We start from the raw sequence: 18,654 nt of genomic DNA on the forward strand, positions 1-18,654 counted from the left end.
TTAATCCGTCGTCCAGTCCGCTGCCGCTCAACCCGGCACCCTGACACTCCGCCGTTCCGATTTGTCGTACCACTGAGGAAAACGGTTCGGTTCAGGCTTGGCGAAAGACCAGATTTTTCATATTGCCATGATATATGAACGGCCGGCCCCCAAACCGGGTTGGCCAGAACGGTCCCGTAGCTCAACTGGATAGAGCATCAGATTTCTACTCTGAGGGTTGCAGGTTCGATTCCTGCCGGGATCGCCAGATGTCGGGTCGAGATGCGCTGACGTTCATCATTAACGCGCCACCTGGTTTACCATCGCAAATCCGTCGTCTTTCACGAACGCGTGGGTCGCCTTGCCGCGGGCTTTGAACCCGGGATGTGCGTCCTATCTGAACGCGGCGAGCCAATTGCGCTCAAGAAGGACTGCCGATGCCGCGAGCCGAATTGACGCGAATGGGGATCGCCCTTGCGGTGGCGCTGGTCGCGATGTCGTATCTGGCAATCGACGCCGGCTTCGTGGACATCAACTCCGGCACGATCGCAAAGCGGATCGAAACAGCCCAAGCGTCCCTTGCGGATGCCGCCATGAGCCAGCATCAACTCGCCTCCGCCGTTCAGGCGTGGACGCACCGCGGTCATCAGAAGCCGCAGTCGGCGATCGAGTGATCCTGGTCTTGCGCGCCATCGCCGCCATGGTCAGCAGTGCCGGGCTCGCGTTGGACGCCACGGGGCCCTAGGGCCGAATGCGATCAGTCCCGGCGCTCGGCTCGTCATCACGACGATCGCGCGCAAGCTGATGCCAGGCCAGCGCCAGTTCGATGAGGCGTTGCCGGTCGGGGCCTTCCGACTCCGCGGCGCGCTTCATTGCCGCCTCGGCCTCATGCTGTGGGTCGTACTTGGTACACATGAGTGCCGACTCTAGCCCCTCGATCGGGACAAGTGCGTGGCAATTTCGTCCGTAAGATTGCGGAGAACGGGGCGTGTTACGGGCGATTTCGGCACGCTCTAATTGTGGCCCCCAAGGAATTGCACTGGCGGTTTCAAACCGCGCGCAAACGCCGCGCGTTGCGCGATTGTGCCGATCGTACGCACCAAACGGTGAAGCGGGCTCATTTGCGCCGATCTGTGAATTGCATCACAGCCATGGCCCGGCGCGTTCGCTAAAGATCAACATCGTGCTCCGCAGAACACGACCGAGGATCGATGGCTGTCCCGCTCATGAGACAAGAAGCCCCAGCGCCCGCGTCAACGCGCAAGGCCGACCTGCACGGCTTCGCCTTTCTCGCAACCATCGCCATCGTGATGACCGCCTGGATCGGCGCCCTGGTCTGGGCTGCGATGGCGTTCCTGAGCTGGCTTGTCTCGTAGCGCCGATCGCGCGCTAAAGCAGGTAGTGCACGATCTGCACCCCCTTGATCCCCCCGCAAACGATCATGGCCCAGAGCGCCAGGCTGATCTGGATCGCGTCCAGCATATTTCCGTCCCCCGCGAATCACGTTCGATTTTTTCTTTGATCAATCGCGTGATGCCGCATCGAGCGCCAGTGGAAATTTGAGGCAGTTGTTGTGCGCCGCCACAGGGGTTCACCTGCAGAACATGGGCGTCCGGAAACAAATGAGGCGGGCCATGGCCCGCCTCATTCAGTACGGATCTCGCTGAAAGCCTCAGTAACACGCGCGCGGATCGGCCTGCACATATTGGCCACTCGGATAGCGGTAGTAGCAAACGCCCTCGGCGACATAGTAGCCGGGACGCGAAGCGGCCGTTGCTCCCGCGATGGCGCCAGTCGCGCCGCCGATCACGGCACCTGCCGCCGCACCCGAAGCGTTGCCCGAAAGCAGGCCGCCGAGCACACCACCGACGATGGCGCCGCCCAGCGCACTCGCACCGGGATCGGGGGCCGGCGGCGGGGGCGGCGGTGGTTCGTAGGCCACGGGCGGGCCCGGCGGCGGCGCGTAGGCCACCGGCACGTCGTCCACATACTCCTCGGAGATATAGGCTGGCGGGCCGTCCATCCGTTGCGGATAATAATACCAGACGCCGCCGACGTCCCACCACCAGCCGGGGCGGCCATCGTGGACCTCATGACGCCAGCGTCCGCCCTCCCAGGCGAGATTGCCACGGTAGGCATGCCCACCCCAGTTACGTGCGGGTGCCGGACCGCGCGCCATCGTGCGGCCGGGCCCAGGGTGCGGTCCACCGGCATGGTGCGAACCGGGACCCGGTCCGGGCACCGCATGGGCCTGACCGACAGGCTGGGGTGCGGATCGCCCTGCCTGCGGTGGGGGGCCTTTGCGGGCGTTCTGATTGGCCGGCGGCGGGGTAGCTGCGCCCTGCCCTGGCGGCTGGCCGGCGCCCTTTGGCGGACCTGCGTCCTGCGCCTGCGCGGACAATGCCAGCAACGACATGGCCGAAACCAAGGGAATGATGATCTTCATGCGACTGGACGCACTCATTGGTGCCTACCCCTCAACTTTCGGAAATTGCCGTGGCCCACGCGCGATAGACGATTCGGATCGCACTTGGCTGATGCCGGCTGACATGACTGACTTGCCGGATTGAGCTGCCAGATTGAGCCGCCAAGCCCGGTGATGTCCCGTTACAAATGTTTAAGATCGCGGCAAATTTTCGTCCGGACGGGCAGCGAGCCTCCGCCTAGCGCGCCGGCTCGATCACATCGCAATTGCGTCGCCCCGACATAAAGCAATCCTGCATCTTGCTGGCGGCGGTGAGGTCCCGAGCGAGCCACAGGCCGACCGCGAGGATTACGGCGGCAATGATGAGCCCCGCGACCGCGCCGCGACGGTTGTCGCCGGATTGGCGCTTCGGCGAAGCTTTGGGCTTCTCCGCGGGATCGGGCGTCGAATCGGGCTTGGAGTCAGGCTGAGACATTGGGACCTTGGCGGAGACCCTGGCGCTCGGTGAAGGCCGTTTACCACCTCTGCGACGTCGCGTCACATCGCCGCTCGGCCCTCGCCGTTCAACCCTTGGTCTGCCTCACCGCTTCCCTGCGCAAGGTCTCGACCGCCGGGATCGCCTCCTGCGCGCGCGGCGCGCAGCTCGTCAGGATGAATGCGGTTTGGGTGCACTCCCAGGCGGCCCCAAGAACGGTACTCTCGATGGGCTGCGGACGTGCGGCCAACAGGACCGCACCTGCGACCGCCGCCGCGGCGACCGTGATTGCAAGAGCTTTCAGGCTCAGCCGGAAAAAGATCATGCCCGTGCTCCGTCTTGCATGGCGGACGCTAGGCGCCGCCGCTGGGTGCCCTTATGAGGGACATCACAATTCGGCAGTTTTTCCGGGCTACGAAGGATCGGCTGGTTCAGCGATTTCGTTGACCTGATCGGCTGCGATTATGGGTGGCTTCGCGGCGCGTGGCGATGTACACGCTTCTGCGTCGCGTGGCGCCTGCTTGTGCCCAGCCGACGTACCAACACGCAGTGATTTAGGATCGAAAGCGAGGAAGACAAGGCTCGTCGATGAGTGGATTCAGGGAACCCGGCTTCGCAGACCGGCAAAAGGCTGCACTGGAAGCCCGCAAAAATCTTTTAAACAAATTCAAGTCGCAGCCGGGACCTGACGATCCCGCTGTGGTGGCGAAGCGTGCCGAGCGCGAGGCGCTCGCGGCAAAGCGCGCCGAAGCAAAGGCTGCGCGCGAGGCCGAAAAAGCCGAGCAGAAGCGTATCGAGGAAGAAGCCAAGGCCGCTGAAGCAGCGCGCCTTGCGCGTGAGGCCGAGGAAACGGCTGCCAAGGCGGCGGCGCTCGAGGCCGAGCAGAAGGCGAAGCGGGACGCCCGTTACGCGGCCCGCAAGGCCAAACGGAAGTAGACTTCAACAAAATTTGACCTGGGGCGTGTGCGCTTGGGGCGCGTGCGCTTCAGGTCAAATCATGCTGGACCGGCCGCGGACGCCGCGGCGATGGACCGTGGATGGACGAGGCTGACTCAACGCATGCCGGGCTCGCCTCGTTCGAGGCGGCCGGCATGACGGCACGAGATCAGTTCTTCTTCATCATGCCGTCGTCCTTCTTCATGCCATCCTTGGACATCGTGTCCTTCTTCATACCGTCGTCCTTGGACATGTGATCCTTCTTCATGCCGTCCTTGGACATCGTGTCCTTCTTCATCATGCCGTCGTCCTTGCCCATCTTGTCCTGGGCAAAGGCGGCCGGCGACAGCGCCAGGGCAAGCGAGAGAGCGGCAGCCGAGACGCCGAGCACGATGCGGGTGCGAATGGTCATGAGAAATATTCCCTTCGAGATGGTGTTGTGAAAGCGACAGGTGCCGCTACTCAATCTCGACGGATCGACACACATGCTTGTTACGCGACGTTGCGAAGTTTTTTCGTGAGCCCCGGACGCTTGCGCGATCGCTCCCTGACCAAAAGCGTTAACGACCGAAACACCAGGCCCCGGCGAGTGCAGCGCAGCAATGCGAACACTTGCCGCGGCCTGCGGTCTCGAACTATCAACCGAAGCAAGTGAAGACGGGCTAGGATGGGCCCCCGCGCCGGTCTCAAGACCCAGTCAGACCACGTCATCCAAGAACGATTCAAAAAGCCGTCCAAAGAAACGTCTTAAGGGGATACTTCATGTTCACGCGTCGTCACCTGCTCGCGACTGCCGTCGCAGCCCCCGCCATTCTCCGCTTCGGCATCGGCACCGCCCATGCCGCGACCACGTTGAAGATCTCGCACCAATTCCCTGGCGGCACCATCGACAAGGGCGATTTCCGCGACCGGCTCTGCCGCATGTTCGCAGCCGAAGTCGGCAAGCGCAGCAATGGCGACATTGCCGCCGAGATCTATCCGAACTCTTCGCTGATCAAGACCAACGCGCAGTTCTCCGCGATGCGCAAGGGCGCGCTCGACATCTCGCTGTATCCGATGCCCTATGCCGGCGGCGAATTGCCCGAGACCAATATCGGCCTGATGCCGGGCCTCGTCACCACTTACGACCAGGGCATGCGCTGGAAGAAGGAGCCGGTCGGCAAGGCACTCTCCGACTTCCTCGCCGACAAGGGCATCATCCTCTTGAGCTGGATCTGGCAGGCCGGCGGCGTCGCCAGCCGCTCCAAGCCGATCGTGGCGCCCGAAGATGCCAAGGGCATGAAGGTGCGCGGCGGCTCGCGCGAGATGGACATGGTGCTGCAGACCGCCGGCGCCTCGGTGCTGTCGGTACCCTCGAACGAAATCTATGCCGCGATGCAGACCGGCGCGTGCGATGCCGGCATCACCTCCTCCACCAGCCTGATCTCGTTCCGTCTCGAAGAGGTGGCGAAGTCGCTGACCTCGGGCGCGGGCGCGTCCTACTGGTTCATGCTGGAGCCGCTGATGATGTCGAAGGCGATCTTCGACAAGCTGCCGAAGAACCAGCAGGACATCGTGGTCGCTGTCGGCGAAGAGCTCGAGGCCTTCGGCCGCAAGGGCGCGCAGGATGACGACGTCGAGGTCGCCAAGGTCTACGAAAAGGCCGGTGCCAAGGTGAGCGCACTCGACGCGGCCACCGTGGGCAAATGGCGCGACATCGCGCGCGACACCGCGTGGAAGGATTACGGCGCCAAGACTGCGACCGCCGCAAACCTGCTCAAGCTCGCCTCCGACGTCGCTGCATGAGTCACGGCCCTCTGCCGGATCGTGACGATCAGGCGAATGCTGCCGCAAGGACCGGCCTTGCGGCGGCGCTTGATCGCGGCCTCGCCATCCTCAACCGCATCATCCTCGTGTTCGCGGCGCTTGCGCTGGTCGCGGCCTGCGCCATCCTGAGCTACAGCGTGCTCAGTCGCGCCTTGTTCAAGGCCGCAAATTACTGGCAGGACGAGGCGGCCGTGTTCCTGCTGGTCGGCGCGACCTTCATGACGGCGGCCTACGTGCAGCAGAACCGCGGCCATATCGGCATCGAGGCCTTCGTCGGGCTGCTGTCGCCGCTGGCGAACAGGATCCGGCTCTGGTTCGTCGACGCCGCGACGTTCCTGTTCTGCGCCTTCTTCACCTGGAAGTCGTGGACGCTGACGCATGAGGCCTATGTCGACGGCCAGGTCTCGAACTCGATGTGGTCGCCGCCGCTCGCCATTCCCTATTCCCTGATGGCGTTTGGCATGAGCCTGCTCTGCGTCCAGATCCTCGTGCAACTGGCGCTGCCTTTCGCAGGAGCCAAGCGGCCATGAGCGTCTTCGGGATCGGTATCGCTTACGGCGTCGCGACGCTGCTCGTGATGTTTTCGGGCATGCCGATCGCGTTCGCGCTCGGCGCGGTCGCGGTCGTGTTCATGGGCATCTACATGCCCTCGGCCTCGCTCGATACGGTGACGCAGAATGTCTACGAGGAAATGGCCTCGATCACGCTGCTGTCGATCCCGCTTTTCATCCTGAAGGGCGCGGCGATCGGCAAGTCGCGCGCCGGCCACGATCTCTATTCGGCGCTGCACGCCTGGCTGCACCGGGTGCCCGGCGGCCTCGGCGTCGCCAACGTGTTTGCCTGCGCGCTGTTCGCGGCGATGGCGGGCTCCTCGCCCGCGACTTGTGCTGCGATCGGGTCGGCCGGCATTCCCGAGATGCGCAAGCGCGGCTATTCCGGCGGTTTTGCCGCCGGCATCATTGCCGCCGGCGGCACGCTCGGCATTTTGCTGCCGCCTTCGATCACTATGATCCTGTTCGCGGTCGCCGCCGAGAAGTCGCTGGGCCGGCTGTTCCTGGCCGGCATCGGGCCCGGCCTGCTGCTGGTCTCGCTGTTCGGATTCTACGCCGTGTATCGTTTCCGCCGGGAATATGCGGCGGCGGAAGCGATCTACAAGAACGGCGGCCCGGAGGCTGCAATTCTTGCGCGCGACGAGTACACGCTCGCCGAACGCTTCAGCGTCCTGCCGCGGGTGATCCCGTTCGTGCTGCTGCTGACCGGCGTGATGGCCGCGCTCTATGGCGGCTTCGCCACGCCATCGGAAACGGCCGGCCTCGGCGGGCTTCTGGCGTTGGGCTTGATCGCGGCGATCTACGGCGTGTGGCGGCCCGAGGACCTTGGCCCCATCATGAAGTCGACGATCCGGGAATCGACCATGCTGATGATGATCATCGGCATGTCGCTGCTCTATTCCTACGTGATGAGCTATCTGCACATCTCGCAATCGGCAGCCGAATCCGTCGTGGCAATGCATCTGCCGCGCTGGGGCCTGTTGTTTGCGATCCTCGTCATGGTCGTCGTGCTCGGCTTCTTCCTACCGCCGGTCTCGATCATCCTGATGACCGCGCCGATCATCCTGCCGCCCCTGCGCGCCGCCAATTTCGACATCATTTGGTTCGGCGTGGTCATGACCATCGTGATGGAGATGGGACTGATCCATCCGCCCGTGGGGTTGAACATCTTCGTCATCCGCAATGTCGCGCCGGACATTTCGCTCAGCGAAGTGATCTGGGGCACGCTGCCCTTCGTGCTCCTGATGATGGGCGCCGTTTTGCTGCTGTGCCTCGTGCCGGAGATCTCGACCTTACTGCCGGATCTTGTGATGGGGCCGGACGGGAGCAGGTAGCGACATAGAAGGTGCCGTAGGGTGGGTTAGCCGCAGGGCGTAACCCACCTCTTCTGTCGCTGCGGACAAGAACAGTGGCGGGTTACGCCCTGCAATTGCGCTTCACGCAATTGCAGGGCTAACCCACCCTACGCACCTACAACGCAGCCCGCTTCTTCTTCGCATTCAGCGCCGACGCCACACGGCTCACCGGCGGCTTGCCGAGCACCTTGCTCATCTCGTTCGTTGCCGCCAGCAGCTTCTCCATCTCGACGCCGGTCCTCACGCCCATGCCTTCGAGCATGTACACGACGTCCTCAGTCGCAACGTTGCCCGTCGCCCCCGGCGCATAAGGACAGCCACCCAAGCCGCCAGCGGCCGCATCGATGACGCGCACGCCCTCCTCCAGCCCGGCATAGAGATTGGCCAGCGCCTGGCCGTAGGTGTCGTGGAAATGCATAGCGAGCCTTGCCGCCGGGATGTTGGCGGCCACCGCGCGCAGCATCGCCTTGGCCTTGGCGGGAGTGCCGACGCCGATGGTGTCGCCGAGCGAGATCTCGTAACAGCCAAGATCCCACAGCGTCTTGGCAAGATCGGCCACCGCCTTGGGCTTGATCTCGCCGTCGAACGGGCAGCCGAGCACACAGGAGATATAGCCCCGGACCTTGACGCCATCGGCCTTGGCGCGCGCCAGCACCGGCTTGAACCGCTCGATGGATTCCGCGACCGTGCAGTTGATGTTGGCCCGCGAGAAGCCCTCGGAGGCTGCCGCGAACACCGAGACCACTTTCGCGCCGGCGGCGCGCGCCGCGTCGTAGCCCTTCTCGTTCGGCACCAGCACGTGGAATTCGGCGCCCCTGATATGGGCAACGCCGCGCAGCACGGCATCGGAACTCGCCATTTGCGGGATCGCCTTGGGCGAGACGAAGGCGCCGACTTCGACGGTCTCGAGGCCAGCTCCAACCAGCGCCTCGATGAAGGCGATGCGGGCCTCGACGCTGACCGCCGTCTTTTCGTTCTGGAGCCCGTCGCGCGGCCCCATCTCGATGATGCGGACGGGCTCGCTCATGTCACTCTCCTCAAGTCATTCTTCCGATGGCTCAACCACGGCGAGCTCGACGCCTTCCTGCACGATGTCGCCGACCTTGCACTTGATCGACCTCAGCACGCCGGCATAGGGCGCCCGCAGCGTCTGCTCCATCTTCATCACTTCCAGGGTCAGGATCGGTGCGCCCTTTTCGAGCTTCGCTCCCTCCTCGGCCAGCACGGCCACGACCGTGCCCGGCAGAGGCGCTGCAATCTTGTCCGCGCCTGTCTGCTCCTCGGTCTCGCCGCCGAACGGATCGACCCAATGCAGATCGAAGCGGCCGTTGCGCGTGCGCAGATACAGTTCGTGGCCGTCGATCACGGCGGCGACCGACGATTTGACACCATCCAGCGTCAGATCGAACCCGCCGTCTTTCGGCACGACCGCAAATGCCAGCTCACGCTCACCAATCACGAGCGTCGATGGTCCGCTGCCATAGTTCAGCGCGATCTTCTGCTCAGGGCCGTGACCGACTCGGAAGGCAAAGTTGCGCTGGCGGCGGCCGACCGGCTGCCAGCCAAAGGTCTGCCACGGCGAATTTGCCTCGCCTTGCGCAGCCTGCCGCTCGTCGTTGACGATTGCGGCAACTGCAGCGCACAGCTCGAGCTCGCCGGGCGCTGGCGAGGCCGAGGTCAGGGCGGCCAGCTCGCGCTCGATGAAACCGGTATCGATTGCATTGGCCCGCACCTTCGGATGCGTGATCAGCGCCGACAGGAACGGAATGTTGGTGACGATGCCGCGGACGTCGGAATCCTCTAGCCCGCGGTTGAGGCGGTCGATCGCGACATCGCGCGACGGTGCCCACGCGATCATTTTGGCCAGCATGGCGTCGTAATATGGCGAGACCGTATCGCCCTCGCGATAGCCGGCATCGATGCGCAGGCCGCCGGTCTCCGCGGGCAGCCGCCAGGTCGAGATCCTGCCGACCGACGGCATGAAGTTCTTGGTCGGATTTTCCGCGTAGACGCGCGCCTCGACGGCATGGCCGTTGAGCTTGATCTCGTCCTGCTTCAGCGGCAGCGCCTCGCCGAAGGCGACGCGCAGCTGCCATTCGACGAGATCGATGCCCGTGATCAGCTCGGTCACGGGATGCTCGACCTGGAGGCGCGTGTTCATCTCGATGAAGAACACATCCTTGCCGTCGGAGACGAATTCGATGGTGCCGGCGCCGACATAGTTCACCGCGCCCGCCGCTTTGCGCGCGGCGGCGCAGACCGTTTCGCGCTGGGCAGCATTGAGCGTCGGCGACGGCGCTTCCTCGATGACCTTCTGATGGCGGCGCTGCAAGGTGCATTCGCGCTCGAACAGCGACAGCAGATTGCCGTGGCTGTCGCCGACGATCTGCACCTCGATGTGCCGGGGATTATCGACGTATTTTTCGATCAGCATGCGATCGTCGCCGAACGCCGCCTTGGCCTCGCGCTTGGCGCTGACGATCGCCGGCCCTAGCTCGGCGGCCGAACGCACGATCCGCATGCCGCGGCCGCCGCCGCCGGCGGACGCCTTTACCAGCACGGGGAAGCCGACCTTCTCGGCCGCCTTCGCCAGCGTCGCATCGTCCTGCGCGTCGCCGTGATAGCCTGGCACCAGCGGCACGCCCGCCTCCTCCATCAGCGCCTTCGAGCCCGACTTCGAGCCCATCGCATTCATCATTTCGGCGGTCGGGCCGACGAAGACGAGGCCTGCATCGTAACAGGCCCGCGCGAACTCGGCATTTTCCGACAAGAAGCCGTAGCCGGGATGCACCGCCTCGGCGCCGGTCTTGCGCGCGGCCTCGATCAGCCGCTCGACATTGAGATAGCTGTCGCGGGCCCGCGCCGGGCCGAGCAGCACGGCCTCGTCCGCAAGCGCGACATGCATCGCGTCGCGGTCGGCCTCCGAATAAACGGCAACCGTGCGCAGGCCCATGGCACGGGCGCTGCGGATGACGCGGCAGGCGATCTCGCCGCGATTGGCGATCAGGAGCGTGCGAAACCGGCGGTAGAGCTTTGTACGGTCCATCGCATCACATCCTGAACAGGCCGAATGTCGTCGGCTCGATCGGTGCGTTCGACGCCGCCGACAGGCCGAGGCCGAGCACGAGCCGTGTGTCGGCCGGATCGATCACGCCGTCGTCCCAAAGACGCGCAGTCGCGTAATACGGATGGCCCTGGCTCTCATACTGATCGCGGATCGGCTTGCGGAACTTATCTTCCTCCTCCTTCGACCAGCTGTCGCCCTTCGCCTCGATGTTATCGCGGCGGACCTGGCTCAACACCATCGAAGCCTGCTCACCGCCCATCACCGAGATGCGCGCATTCGGCCACATCCAGAGGAAGCGCGGCGAATAGGCGCGGCCGCACATGCCGTAATTGCCGGCGCCGTAGGAGCCGCCGATCACGACGGTAAACTTTGGCACCGACGCTGTCGCCACCGCCGTCACCAGCTTGGCGCCGTCGCGCGCGATGCCGCCGGCCTCGTATTTCTTCCCGACCATGAAGCCGGTGATGTTCTGCAGGAAAACCAGCGGAATGCCGCGCTGGCAGCACAGCTCGATGAAATGCGCTCCCTTCAGCGAGCTCTCGCTGAACAGGATGCCGTTGTTGGCGATGATGCCGACCGGAAAGCCCCAGATGTGGGCGAAGCCGCACACCAGGGTCGTGCCATAAAGCTTCTTGAACTCGTCGAATTCGGAGCCGTCCACGACGCGCGCGATGATGTCGCGCACGTCGAACGGCTTTCTGCCGTCAACCGGCACCACGCCATAGATCTCCTCCGCCGCAAACAGCGGATCGCGCGGCCTGTGCATGTTGAGGTTCGGCCGCGCTGACGGCTTGAGCGTGCCGACGATGCGCCGGGCGATGCCGATCGCATGCGCATCGTTCTGGGCGTAGTGGTCGGTCACGCCGGATTGGCGCGAATGCACGTCGGCACCGCCGAGCTCCTCGGCGCTCACGACCTCGCCGGTTGCGGCCCTCACCAGCGGCGGGCCGCCGAGAAAGATGGTGCCCTGATTGCGCACGATGATGCTCTCGTCCGACATCGCAGGCACATAGGCGCCACCGGCGGTGCAGGAGCCCATGACGATGGCGATCTGCGGGATGCCCTGTGAGGACATCTGCGCCTGGTTGTAGAAGATGCGGCCGAAATGCCGCTCGTCCGGAAAAATCTCGTCCTGCAGCGGCAGGAAGGCGCCGCCGGAATCCACCATGTAGACGCAGGGAAGGTTGTTCTGCCGCGCGATGTCCTGCGCGCGCAGATGCTTCTTCACCGTCATCGGATAATAAGTGCCGCCCTTGATGGTGGCGTCGTTGGCGACAACAACGCATTCGCGGCCCGAGATCCGCCCCACGCCGGTGACGATGCTCGCCGAATGCACGTCACCGCCATAGAGGCCGTGGGCCGCGAGCGGCGACAGCTCCAGGAACGAGGTGCCGGGATCGACCAGCAGATCGACGCGCTCGCGCGCCAGCATCTTGCCGCGCGCGGTGTGGCGGTTGCGCGAGGACTCGCCGCCGCCGCCGGCGACCTGGGCGAGCTTTTCACGCAAATCTGCGACGAGGCCGCGCATGGCGTCCGCATTGCGCGCAAAATCGGATGACGATGGGTCGATGCTGGAATGAAGCGGCATGAGGTCCCGCGTTTCTGATCACGTGGTGGAGAGTTTAGGCGGTTTCCGACATCAGCTCACGGCCGATCAGCATGCGGCGCACCTCGGACGTGCCCGCGCCGATCTCGTAGAGCTTGGCGTCGCGCCAGAGCCGGCCGACCGGAAATTCGGATGTGTAGCCGACGCCGCCCAGCGCCTGGATCGCCTCGCCCGCCATCCACGTCGCCTTCTCCGCGGAATGCAGGATTGCGGCCGCCGCGTCCTTGCGCAGGCTGCGGGCGTGGTCGGCGCGGTCGCAGGCCTTGCCCACGGCGTAGACATAAGCGCGGGTGGCCTGCCATGTGGCATACATGTCGGCGAGCTTGCCCTGCATCAGCTGGAAATCGCCGATCGGCTGGCCGAACTGCTTGCGCTCGTGCATGTAGGGCACCACCGCGTCCATGCAGGCCGCCATGATCCCGAGTGGTCCGCCCGATAGCACCGCGCGCTCATAGTCGAGGCCCGACATCAGCACCTTGACGCCCTCGCCCACCTTACCCATCACGTTCTCCTCGGGCACCTCGCATTCATCGAAGAACAGCGGATAGGTGTTGGAGCCGCGCATGCCGAGCTTGTCCAGGTGCTGGCCGTGGGTGAAGCCCTTGAAGCCCTTCTCGATCAGGAATGCGGTCATGCCGCGCGGGCCGGCCTCCGGATCGGTCTTGGCGTAGACCACCAGCACGTCGGCATCGCCGCCATTGGTGATCCACATCTTCGAGCCGTTGAGCAAATAACGATCGCCGCGCTTGTCGGCGCGCAGCTTCATCGAGACCACGTCCGAGCCGGCGCCCGGCTCCGACATCGCGAGCGCGCCGACATACTCGCCCGATATCAGCTTTGGCAGGTAACGCTGGCGCTGCGCGTCATTGCCGTTGCGGCGGATCTGGTTGACGCAGAGGTTGGAGTGAGCCCCGTAGGACAGGCCCACGGCCGCGGAGCCGCGCGAGATCTCCTCCATGGCGACGATATGGGCGAGATAGCCCATGTTGGAGCCGCCATATTGTTCCGGCGCGGTCATGCCGAGCAGGCCGAGGTCGCCGAGCCGCTTCCAGAGGTCCGCGGGGAACAGATTGGCCTTCTCGATCTCGGCGGCGCGCGGGGCGATCTCCGCCTCCACGAAGGCGCGCAGCGTGTCGCGCAGCATGCCGATGTCTTCGCCCAGATCGAAGTCGATGCTCGGGATGTTCAAGGCGATTCCTCCAAGGATTCTTGCAAAGTTCTTGTCGGGTCCGAACCTACCCCCGCCCGGGCGTTCCGGCGGTCGAAAAGGTTGCATTTTCCGCCAAGTTTGGCGAGGATTTTCAGGGGGATTTCCGATGCCGTTCCAAGCCGCAACAAGCTCGCCCCGCCGTGCCGTGACCCCCGCCGCCTTCGTCCGCGGCGTGATCGCGGCCTATGTCCGCTATGGGCGGGATCCGGCCGAGGCGCTCGCCAGGGGCCAGGTCCTCTCCGATCTCGTCCGGTCGGCCGACGGGCGGATCACGGCGGCCCAGTTCGAGGCGCTGGCCGGCCACGCCATGCGCGAGCTCGACGACGAGGCACTCGGCTGGTTCTCGCGCCGCCTGCCCTGGGGCACCTATGGCATGCTGTGCCGTGCCTCGATCACCGCGCCCAATCTCGAGGTCGCGCTGAAGCGCTGGTGCCGGCATCATCGTCTGCTGACCGAGGACGTGCTGTTCGAGCTTGCGGTCAGCGGCGAGACCGCGACCATCTCCATTCGCGAGCAGCGCGATCTCGGCGACTGCCGCGAATTCTGCCTCGTCACCCTGCTCCGCTACGTGCTCGGCTTCTCCTGCTGGGCGGTGGATTCCGCGATCGCGCTGCGCGCGGCGGAATTCCCTTATGCGGAGCCCGTGCACGTCTCGGTCTATCCGACCATCTTCTGCAAGCACACCCGCTTCGATGCGGAGGCGGCACGCATCGTCTTCGACAAGCATTATCTCTCGCTGCCTCTGACGCGCAACGGCGCCGATCTCGACGGCATGCTCAAGGGCGCGCTGCGATTGACCGTGCTGCCTTATCGCCGCGATCGCCTGCTGGTCGAGCGTATCAGGCGCGTGCTGCGCGAGGCGCGCGGACGCATTCTCGGCGCTGAGGACGTCGCGAGCGAACTCGCGCTCTCCACCCGCACCATGCACCGCCGCCTGCGCCAGGAAGCAACTTCCCTGCGCGATCTGAAGGAAGAAGCAAAGCTCGAGCTCGCCAAGCAGGAGCTGATGCGCGGCCGCACTCCGATCAAGCGCATCGCGGAGATCGCCGGCTTCCGCAATGAGAAAAGCTTCTCCCGGGCTTTCCGCTCGTGGACCGGCGCCAGCCCGCGCGAATTTCGCGCCCGCTATCGCTGAAGAGCGCGGCCGCCGTCGTCTTGCGCGGCCCCTATCCTGTCGATGCGGCGGCGATCTCCTGCACCGGCAGCGGCACGTCCTTCGCCACGCCCAGCACCGGAAAGCTGCGGACATTCTTCACGTTTGGCATGGCGGCGAAATGCAGCAGCTGCTGGCGCATGCTCTCGACGCTCGGCGCCACGCATTTGAGCAGATAATCGGTGTCGCCCGAAATGCGCCAGCACTGCTGGATGCGCGGGATCGCCGAGATCGAGCCCTCGAAGGCCTCGAGCACCGGCTGCGCCTGGCTGCCGAGCTGGATCGAGACGAACGACACCACCTCATAGCCGAGCAGCCGCTCGTCGATGACGGCACGCACGGCGCGGATCACGCCGCGGCTGAACAACGATTTGAGCCGGCGCAGGCAGTTCGGCGCAGACACGCCGACGCGCAGCGCCAGCTCGTTGTTACGGACACGCCCGTCCTGCTGCAATTCGGAGAGTATCTTCAGGTCGACGCCGTCGAGCTGGTCACGCCCGGCCATCCCTTAACCTCGTCATGGTCCCGTCATCCGGGCGAGCGAAGCACGGGGTGGGCGCAGTGCCAAGGCCGGTCCAGTCGGACGGCCGGCCCTCAATGCGTCCAGGGCTCGCCGCGGCGGAAGGAGAAATTGTCGGCGTAGGCAATCTGGCGGTGCAGCGATTCCTTGGGCTCGATCACCTGGTAGGCGATGCCCTTGCGCTCGCAATAGGCGACCGCTTCGTCCTTGGTGTGGAAGCGCAGCGTGATCTGCTGCTTCATATCGCCGGACGAGGTCCAGCCCATCAGCGGCTCGACCGAACGGGGCTGCTCCGGCTCGTAATCGAGCTGCCATTCCTTGGTCTTCGACCGGCCGGATTGCATCGCGTTCTTGGCGGGCTTGAAAATGCGTGCGGTCATTGGCGGTCCGGCCTCTCGGTCTTTTCGTTCGATTTTCGTGCGTCACGGTAGCGATTGGTGGAAACCGCGGGCATAGTATAGAGACACCTTTCGGGAACTGATCGGTGATTCCGGCCCTCCCGGGTCCCTCGCCGACGGGTATAGTCATTATGCTGCACTGTGACAATTGCGTACCCGCCTTCCGCCCGGAAATCCCGCCGGACGGCCAAACCCTGCCAAGTTTTGCCTCGCCGCCTTCAGCGTAACCGTCCCCTTCGAGAGCTTCCGTCGCATGGCCTTCCTGAACATCAACGCCACGCTTCCCGACAAGGGCCGTGACCTCAGGCTCGACCTGTTTCGCGGTATCGCGAACTGGGCGATCTTCCTCGATCACATCCCCGACAACGTCGTGAACTGGATCACGACGCGCAATTACGGATTCTCGGACGCCGCAGACCTGTTCGTCTTCATCTCCGGCTACACGGCTTCGTTCGTCTACGCCCGCATGATGCTGGAGCGCGGCTTCATCGTCGGCGCCACAAGGCTGACCAAGCGGGTCTGGCAGCTCTATGTCGCCCACATCATCCTGTTCGTGATCTACATCGCCTCGATCAGCTATCTGGCGCTGCGCTTCGGCGACTCCGAGATGATCAACGAGTTCAACGTCGCAGGCCTCGTCGACAACGCCACCGAGACCTTGCGCCAGGGCCTGTTCCTCCGCTTCAAGCCGCTCAATCTCGACGTGCTGCCGCTCTACATCGTGCTGATGGGACTGTTTCCGCCGGTGCTGTGGTTCATGCTGCGCAAGCCAGATTTGACGATGGTGCTCTCCATCATCCTGTGGCTGACCGCGCGTCACTTCGGCCTGAACCTCAACGCCTATCCGGCCGGTCAGTGGTACTTCAACCCCTATTGCTGGCAGGTGCTGTTCGTGTTCGGCGCCTGGTGCGCGATGGGCGGCGCGCGTCGCTCGGGCTGGCTGATCAATTCGCCGATCACGATATGGCTCTGCTTCGGCTATCTCGCCTTCGCGCTGGTCATGACCATGGCCGGCCGTTTCCCGACGCTCGGCGCCATGTTCCCGGAATGGCTGTTCTCGGCGTTCAACCCGAATGACAAGACCAACCTTGCGCCCTATCGCTTCATCCACTTCGTCGTGATCGTGATCCTGGTGATCCGCTTCGTGCCGAAGGAATGGCCGGGGCTGGAGTGGAAGGTCTTCGATCCCGTGATTGTCTGCGGCCAGCAATCGCTCGCGGTGTTCTGCGTCGGCGTGTTCCTGTCCTTCGTCGGCCATTTCGAGCTGTCGATGAGCTCGGGCTCGCTGTTTGCGCAGCTGTTCGTCTCCATCGCGGGCATCGCGATCATGACGACGGTGGCCTACTACATCTCGTGGTCGAAGCGGCAGGACAAGCCGCTGAAGCCGCCGCCGGCGAAGCCCGCAGCTCCCCCGGCGGCAAAGGCCGCCTGAGCCGCCGAACGCCCGCTCGGTCGAGCGAGCGTCCGTCCTTGATTGCCGTGTCCGGCTTGCCGGGGATCGGATCGACCTGCATCGGATCGGGTTGACTTGAGTCAACCAGGAGCCAGGCCGATCGGCCTAGTGTTTCCAAGACACGCGCCGCCGCAATTGATGTCGGCGGCCTCCTCTCGGACAAGGCCCAAGGACAAGCAGATGCCCTCTCATTTTCACGCCGTGGTCTGGATTGATCACTCGCAGGCCCGGATCTTCCATCTTGGCCTGAGCGGCTCCGACGAAGTCACGCTGCATCCGCACTTGGCAACGCGGCACATTCATCACAAGGCCAACGCGATCGGCAGCGGCCACGCCGCCCCCGACAGGACCTTCCTCGCCGAGGTGACCAAGGCTCTCGCCGACGCCGGGGAAATCCTCATCATCGGTCCGGCGAATGCGAAGACCGAGCTCGCCAGCCATATTCGCGCCCATGCGCCGGATCTCGCCAAGCGGATCGTCGCGGTGGAAGCGGCCGATCATCCCACCGACAACGAGATCGTCGCTTACGCCAAGCGTCACTTCAAACTGCCGCTCCCGCGCGTGCAGACCCCCGGCGCCGCCGCGGGCGAAAGGCATCAGGGCTAAGCAAAGCCCCTCCGGCTCAGGCCGCCGCCTCGCCGTCGTATTCGGTGAACTTCTTGTAGATCCAGTCGCGCCCGTCGTGACGACGCCAGACCTTGCCGTAGACGAGTTGCCCATTGATTGAGCGGCGCGGCACGATGACGGTCCAGAGATGCCAGATCTCGGTCCAATCAGACCGTTGGCGGGATGTTTTCGTGGTGAGATCGAAAGCCATGACGGATAACTCGCGCGAAACGAAACGCCGCGACGAATGTGATCTCGTGTGAGCCTCTGCCGGGGCGTCGTCGCGTGCCTGCAACGGTTGATACCATCGGTCAAAATGGCCGCAACGACGGTCCGTGCTTAACCTAACCGATCAACCTTACTCGCGGGCGGACAGCCGCGTTGCCGGTTGAAACGCCGGCCCAACCTTTCTAAGATGCACGCGCGATTTGAGAATGAATGCGCCGTTTCCGAAGAGCGCACGGGGGCTGATTTCAGGCCGATTTTTTTTCAAGCGACTGACTGCGCGGGTCGACGATCATGAATTTGCAATGTGCCTATTTGCGGCTGGCGATGACTTCGCCGCCCCCGACACCGGTTGCCATACGGCCGCAGGACGGCGCGCCGAAGGCTGCCAACGACAATCATCCGGTCTGGCCGCTGATCCCGTTTCCGGCGGGCTGGTACGCCGCGGGCTGAGTCCCGAAAAGCGCAACGCCGCGCAAGCGGAGTATCATCGCTTGGCGGCGTCCGTTAGGCATTGGGCGCTGAAATTCCCAACACCGATATGTCGATCGCGACGCCCAAAGGTTCGATGAAGCTTTGGTAATTCTGCGCCTGTTACCCCACTTAAATTGCAGCAAAAATCCCTGCAAGGTTGCGCAGAAATAGTGCGCCGCGACGAACGGGCGCCCGCCGGTCACTGGCGGGCCACCGACGTTGAACGCGTGCATGTCCAGCAGCGAATGGTGCGGCGCTAGTAGCGCGGGTAATAGCCTGGCGCGTACCTTGGATAGCCATATCGATGAGGCCGATAGTAGCCATAACCCATCGGAGGGTACTCGGGGATCGGCCTCGCGTAGACGCCGGGCGCCTTGTATGAGTTGGGATAGCAACGGCCGTTAGAGTAGTTGAA

Annotated in this window: 22 protein-coding genes and 1 tRNA gene; 11 read left to right on the top strand and 12 right to left on the bottom strand. The window is 64.3% G+C overall.

Annotation, left to right across the window (positions count from 1 at the left end; translation table 11 throughout):
* Positions 1–170 precede the first annotated feature (170 nt).
* A tRNA-Arg gene (locus tag XH91_RS18655) sits at positions 171–247 on the top strand.
* Positions 248–416: 169 nt separating this feature from the next.
* Positions 417–653: a hypothetical protein gene (locus XH91_RS18660; RefSeq protein WP_128951920.1), complete on the top strand. Its 237-nt coding sequence runs from the start codon at positions 417–419 to the stop codon at positions 651–653.
* A 67-nt stretch (positions 654–720) separates the two neighbouring features.
* Here the strand turns inward: XH91_RS18660 and XH91_RS39900 are convergent, their stop codons facing one another.
* The gene (locus tag XH91_RS39900; RefSeq protein WP_283810021.1) at positions 721–852 is read right to left on the bottom strand and encodes a hypothetical protein; all 132 of its coding nucleotides are present in this window, start codon (positions 850–852) and stop codon (positions 721–723) included.
* Between the two features lie 353 nt (positions 853–1,205).
* On the opposite strand from XH91_RS39900, the gene XH91_RS38910 reads away from it, so the two are divergent.
* Entirely contained in the window at positions 1,206–1,355 is a 150-nt protein-coding gene (locus XH91_RS38910; protein WP_164933812.1) for a hypothetical protein, read from the top strand.
* Between the two features lie 296 nt (positions 1,356–1,651).
* On the opposite strand, the gene XH91_RS18665 is transcribed toward XH91_RS38910, so the two are convergent.
* From XH91_RS18665 to XH91_RS18675, 3 genes are all read right to left on the bottom strand, one after another.
* Positions 1,652–2,443: a hypothetical protein gene (locus tag XH91_RS18665; protein ID WP_128951921.1), complete on the bottom strand. Its 792-nt coding sequence runs from the start codon at positions 2,441–2,443 to the stop codon at positions 1,652–1,654.
* Positions 2,444–2,642: 199 nt separating this feature from the next.
* On the bottom strand, positions 2,643–2,879 hold the full coding sequence (locus tag XH91_RS18670; RefSeq protein ID WP_128951922.1) for a hypothetical protein: 237 nt from the start codon (positions 2,877–2,879) through the stop codon (positions 2,643–2,645).
* Between the two features lie 88 nt (positions 2,880–2,967).
* Positions 2,968–3,204: a hypothetical protein gene (locus tag XH91_RS18675; RefSeq protein ID WP_128951923.1), complete on the bottom strand. Its 237-nt coding sequence runs from the start codon at positions 3,202–3,204 to the stop codon at positions 2,968–2,970.
* Positions 3,205–3,467: 263 nt separating this feature from the next.
* Between XH91_RS18675 and XH91_RS18680 the strand changes: the two genes are divergently transcribed.
* Positions 3,468–3,815 carry a DUF6481 family protein gene (locus XH91_RS18680; protein ID WP_128951924.1) on the top strand — a complete coding sequence of 116 codons (348 nt, stop codon included), beginning with the start codon at positions 3,468–3,470 and terminating at the stop codon, positions 3,813–3,815.
* A gap of 169 nt (positions 3,816–3,984) precedes the next feature.
* Here the strand turns inward: XH91_RS18680 and XH91_RS18685 are convergent, their stop codons facing one another.
* Positions 3,985–4,227, bottom strand: a complete 243-nt coding sequence (locus XH91_RS18685; RefSeq protein WP_128951925.1) for a pentapeptide MXKDX repeat protein — start codon at positions 4,225–4,227, stop codon at positions 3,985–3,987.
* 350 nt (positions 4,228–4,577) lie between these two features.
* Here XH91_RS18685 and XH91_RS18690 point away from each other — a divergent pair, with 350 nt between their 5' ends.
* The 3 genes from XH91_RS18690 to XH91_RS18700 are packed head-to-tail and all read left to right on the top strand — an operon-like array spanning position 4,578 to position 7,506.
* Positions 4,578–5,600 carry a TRAP transporter substrate-binding protein gene (locus XH91_RS18690; protein WP_128951926.1) on the top strand — a complete coding sequence of 341 codons (1,023 nt, stop codon included), beginning with the start codon at positions 4,578–4,580 and terminating at the stop codon, positions 5,598–5,600.
* A complete protein-coding gene (locus XH91_RS18695; RefSeq protein ID WP_128951927.1) occupies positions 5,597–6,151 on the top strand; it encodes a TRAP transporter small permease in 555 nt (184 codons plus the stop codon). Before XH91_RS18690 ends, XH91_RS18695 begins: the two co-directional genes overlap by 4 nt.
* Complete coding sequence (locus XH91_RS18700; RefSeq protein ID WP_128951928.1) at positions 6,148–7,506, top strand: TRAP transporter large permease; 1,359 nt, start codon at positions 6,148–6,150, stop codon at positions 7,504–7,506. Before XH91_RS18695 ends, XH91_RS18700 begins: the two co-directional genes overlap by 4 nt.
* A gap of 136 nt (positions 7,507–7,642) precedes the next feature.
* On the opposite strand, the gene XH91_RS18705 is transcribed toward XH91_RS18700, so the two are convergent.
* From XH91_RS18705 to XH91_RS18720, 4 genes are read right to left on the bottom strand one after another with little or no spacing between them, the layout of a single operon-like run.
* On the bottom strand, positions 7,643–8,554 hold the full coding sequence (locus XH91_RS18705) for a hydroxymethylglutaryl-CoA lyase (protein WP_128951929.1): 912 nt from the start codon (positions 8,552–8,554) through the stop codon (positions 7,643–7,645).
* 15 nt (positions 8,555–8,569) lie between these two features.
* The gene (locus XH91_RS18710) at positions 8,570–10,573 is read right to left on the bottom strand and encodes an acetyl/propionyl/methylcrotonyl-CoA carboxylase subunit alpha (protein WP_128951930.1); all 2,004 of its coding nucleotides are present in this window, start codon (positions 10,571–10,573) and stop codon (positions 8,570–8,572) included.
* 4 nt (positions 10,574–10,577) lie between these two features.
* The gene (locus XH91_RS18715) at positions 10,578–12,182 is read right to left on the bottom strand and encodes a carboxyl transferase domain-containing protein (RefSeq protein WP_128951931.1); all 1,605 of its coding nucleotides are present in this window, start codon (positions 12,180–12,182) and stop codon (positions 10,578–10,580) included.
* Positions 12,183–12,216: 34 nt separating this feature from the next.
* Positions 12,217–13,344 (bottom strand): isovaleryl-CoA dehydrogenase, encoded by a 1,128-nt coding sequence (locus XH91_RS18720; RefSeq protein WP_128954905.1) that lies wholly within the window; start codon positions 13,342–13,344, stop codon positions 12,217–12,219.
* Between the two features lie 172 nt (positions 13,345–13,516).
* On the opposite strand from XH91_RS18720, the gene XH91_RS18725 reads away from it, so the two are divergent.
* Positions 13,517–14,545, top strand: coding sequence for an AraC family transcriptional regulator (locus tag XH91_RS18725; RefSeq protein WP_128951932.1), 1,029 nt, complete (start codon positions 13,517–13,519; stop codon positions 14,543–14,545).
* 31 nt (positions 14,546–14,576) lie between these two features.
* On the opposite strand, the gene XH91_RS18730 is transcribed toward XH91_RS18725, so the two are convergent.
* Together XH91_RS18730 and XH91_RS18735 are read right to left on the bottom strand one after the other, a co-directional pair.
* A complete protein-coding gene (locus XH91_RS18730; RefSeq protein ID WP_128951933.1) occupies positions 14,577–15,068 on the bottom strand; it encodes an Lrp/AsnC family transcriptional regulator in 492 nt (163 codons plus the stop codon).
* An 89-nt stretch (positions 15,069–15,157) separates the two neighbouring features.
* Positions 15,158–15,463, bottom strand: coding sequence for an ETC complex I subunit (locus tag XH91_RS18735; RefSeq protein ID WP_128951934.1), 306 nt, complete (start codon positions 15,461–15,463; stop codon positions 15,158–15,160).
* Positions 15,464–15,734: 271 nt separating this feature from the next.
* Between XH91_RS18735 and XH91_RS18740 the strand changes: the two genes are divergently transcribed.
* Together XH91_RS18740 and XH91_RS18745 are read left to right on the top strand one after the other, a co-directional pair.
* Positions 15,735–16,913, top strand: coding sequence for an OpgC domain-containing protein (locus tag XH91_RS18740; protein WP_128951935.1), 1,179 nt, complete (start codon positions 15,735–15,737; stop codon positions 16,911–16,913).
* 201 nt (positions 16,914–17,114) lie between these two features.
* Entirely contained in the window at positions 17,115–17,540 is a 426-nt protein-coding gene (locus tag XH91_RS18745; protein WP_128951936.1) for a translational machinery protein, read from the top strand.
* Positions 17,541–17,556: 16 nt separating this feature from the next.
* Here XH91_RS18745 and XH91_RS18750 read toward each other — a convergent pair whose 3' ends face one another.
* On the bottom strand, positions 17,557–17,751 hold the full coding sequence (locus XH91_RS18750; RefSeq protein WP_128951937.1) for a hypothetical protein: 195 nt from the start codon (positions 17,749–17,751) through the stop codon (positions 17,557–17,559).
* Between the two features lie 308 nt (positions 17,752–18,059).
* Between XH91_RS18750 and XH91_RS38915 the strand changes: the two genes are divergently transcribed.
* Positions 18,060–18,218, top strand: a complete 159-nt coding sequence (locus tag XH91_RS38915) for a hypothetical protein (RefSeq protein ID WP_164933810.1) — start codon at positions 18,060–18,062, stop codon at positions 18,216–18,218.
* The last annotated feature ends 436 nt before the right edge of the window (positions 18,219–18,654 follow it).

Source organism: Bradyrhizobium guangzhouense (assembly GCF_004114955.1).
Classification (GTDB): Bacteria; Pseudomonadota; Alphaproteobacteria; order Rhizobiales; family Xanthobacteraceae; genus Bradyrhizobium; species Bradyrhizobium guangzhouense.

Excerpts from the sequence above, each read along its gene's own strand:
- XH91_RS18660 (WP_128951920.1), top strand. The coding sequence starts at position 417 with ATGCCGCGAGCCGAATTGACGCGAATGGGGATCGCCCTTGCGGTGGCG.
- XH91_RS39900 (WP_283810021.1), bottom strand. The coding sequence starts at position 852 with ATGAAGCGCGCCGCGGAGTCGGAAGGCCCCGACCGGCAACGCCTCATC.
- XH91_RS38910 (WP_164933812.1), top strand. The coding sequence starts at position 1,206 with ATGAGACAAGAAGCCCCAGCGCCCGCGTCAACGCGCAAGGCCGACCTG.
- XH91_RS18665 (WP_128951921.1), bottom strand. The coding sequence starts at position 2,443 with ATGAGTGCGTCCAGTCGCATGAAGATCATCATTCCCTTGGTTTCGGCC.
- XH91_RS18670 (WP_128951922.1), bottom strand. The coding sequence starts at position 2,879 with ATGTCTCAGCCTGACTCCAAGCCCGATTCGACGCCCGATCCCGCGGAG.
- XH91_RS18675 (WP_128951923.1), bottom strand. The coding sequence starts at position 3,204 with ATGATCTTTTTCCGGCTGAGCCTGAAAGCTCTTGCAATCACGGTCGCC.
- XH91_RS18680 (WP_128951924.1), top strand. The coding sequence starts at position 3,468 with ATGAGTGGATTCAGGGAACCCGGCTTCGCAGACCGGCAAAAGGCTGCA.
- XH91_RS18685 (WP_128951925.1), bottom strand. The coding sequence starts at position 4,227 with ATGACCATTCGCACCCGCATCGTGCTCGGCGTCTCGGCTGCCGCTCTC.
- XH91_RS18690 (WP_128951926.1), top strand. The coding sequence starts at position 4,578 with ATGTTCACGCGTCGTCACCTGCTCGCGACTGCCGTCGCAGCCCCCGCC.
- XH91_RS18695 (WP_128951927.1), top strand. The coding sequence starts at position 5,597 with ATGAGTCACGGCCCTCTGCCGGATCGTGACGATCAGGCGAATGCTGCC.
- XH91_RS18700 (WP_128951928.1), top strand. The coding sequence starts at position 6,148 with ATGAGCGTCTTCGGGATCGGTATCGCTTACGGCGTCGCGACGCTGCTC.
- XH91_RS18705 (WP_128951929.1), bottom strand. The coding sequence starts at position 8,554 with ATGAGCGAGCCCGTCCGCATCATCGAGATGGGGCCGCGCGACGGGCTC.
- XH91_RS18710 (WP_128951930.1), bottom strand. The coding sequence starts at position 10,573 with ATGGACCGTACAAAGCTCTACCGCCGGTTTCGCACGCTCCTGATCGCC.
- XH91_RS18715 (WP_128951931.1), bottom strand. The coding sequence starts at position 12,182 with ATGCCGCTTCATTCCAGCATCGACCCATCGTCATCCGATTTTGCGCGC.
- XH91_RS18720 (WP_128954905.1), bottom strand. The coding sequence starts at position 13,344 with ATGCTGCGCGACACGCTGCGCGCCTTCGTGGAGGCGGAGATCGCCCCG.
- XH91_RS18725 (WP_128951932.1), top strand. The coding sequence starts at position 13,517 with ATGCCGTTCCAAGCCGCAACAAGCTCGCCCCGCCGTGCCGTGACCCCC.
- XH91_RS18730 (WP_128951933.1), bottom strand. The coding sequence starts at position 15,068 with ATGGCCGGGCGTGACCAGCTCGACGGCGTCGACCTGAAGATACTCTCC.
- XH91_RS18735 (WP_128951934.1), bottom strand. The coding sequence starts at position 15,463 with ATGACCGCACGCATTTTCAAGCCCGCCAAGAACGCGATGCAATCCGGC.
- XH91_RS18740 (WP_128951935.1), top strand. The coding sequence starts at position 15,735 with ATGGCCTTCCTGAACATCAACGCCACGCTTCCCGACAAGGGCCGTGAC.
- XH91_RS18745 (WP_128951936.1), top strand. The coding sequence starts at position 17,115 with ATGCCCTCTCATTTTCACGCCGTGGTCTGGATTGATCACTCGCAGGCC.
- XH91_RS18750 (WP_128951937.1), bottom strand. The coding sequence starts at position 17,751 with ATGGCTTTCGATCTCACCACGAAAACATCCCGCCAACGGTCTGATTGG.
- XH91_RS38915 (WP_164933810.1), top strand. The coding sequence starts at position 18,060 with ATGAATTTGCAATGTGCCTATTTGCGGCTGGCGATGACTTCGCCGCCC.